The organism is Paenibacillus xylanexedens (genome assembly GCF_007676705.1).
Taxonomy (GTDB): Bacteria; Bacillota; Bacilli; order Paenibacillales; family Paenibacillaceae; genus Paenibacillus; species Paenibacillus xylanexedens_C.
This window is the reverse complement of the sequence record NZ_VEBF01000593.1, coordinates 1-241: the sequence shown is the minus strand read 5'-3', so window position 1 is coordinate 241 and position 241 is coordinate 1. Positions and strand designations below refer to the sequence as shown.

Sequence of the window (241 nt, the reverse complement as noted above, 5' to 3'; positions counted from 1 at the left end):
AGGGAAAATGCGTGGCCAGGGTATGGAAAGGCTGAGGCACTTGAATGGGATTTGTGGAAATAATTTAATATGTTGGTTATATGGATGATAAAAGTGAATGGGTTGATGTGAAGGATAGAAGTGGGTAGGGAGGGGGGTAAAGGCGGGAAGATTAGGTTTGATAATAGTTGTGGGGTTGTGTGGTGTGGGAAGAAAGTGAAGGATAGTGAGGGGTTTGGGATGTTGGAGATAGGGGGGGTGG

The 241-nt window shown here is 46.1% G+C and carries 1 protein-coding gene; it reads right to left on the bottom strand.

Features of this window, described 5'->3' with window-relative positions:
• A partial coding sequence (locus FS628_RS32955) for a family 1 glycosylhydrolase (protein ID WP_260871258.1) occupies positions 1–99 on the bottom strand: 99 nt, incomplete at its 3' end.
• Positions 100–241 lie beyond the last annotated feature (142 nt).